The following is a 453-nucleotide window of genomic DNA, read 5'->3' as shown; positions in this document are numbered from 1 at the left end:
CAGTCCTCGATCGCGTCTGCGACAGCGCGGGAGAGCGGGTCCGGATTCCCCGCCTTTTCTGCCATTTTCCAGGTTTCGTAGTCATCAGTGGCACGAACCCGCTCAGAGACCTGCTTATTGAGATTAACAACGGGGATGCCTTCGGCATGTGCAAATTGTTGTGCAAGCGTCTTTTCTAACATCTCCGCAGGAGCAAGAACTACCCAAATAGCCTTCCCAGTCGTTTCATCAGCGAACCCTCGAAGGGTGTCCGCTACCTCAGGAAGGCGAAGACTACGGGTCTCAAACCGTGTCACGATAACAGAATGGTTCGCAGACCCCTGCCTAAACGTTTATGACTCACTAGGAGCTGTCAGCCGCTCAGGAAAGTCATAAGGCGTGTCATACAGCTTGACCTGTTCCATGTCGCTGATGAACGAGTACTCCCAGTATTCAGCGTGCCACCCATCATAC

At 53.2% G+C, this 453-nt stretch carries 1 protein-coding gene; it reads right to left on the bottom strand.

Translation table 11 applies throughout. From position 1 onward, the window contains the following. A partial coding sequence (locus EXE42_RS18795; protein ID WP_158293744.1) for a hypothetical protein occupies positions 1–182 on the bottom strand: 182 nt, incomplete at its 3' end. Between the last annotated feature and the right edge of the window lie 271 nt (positions 183–453).

Source organism: Halorubrum sp. SP3 (assembly GCF_005435195.1).
Taxonomy (GTDB): Archaea; Halobacteriota; Halobacteria; order Halobacteriales; family Haloferacaceae; genus Halorubrum; species Halorubrum sodomense.
This window is presented reverse-complemented; position numbering and strand designations above follow the sequence as displayed.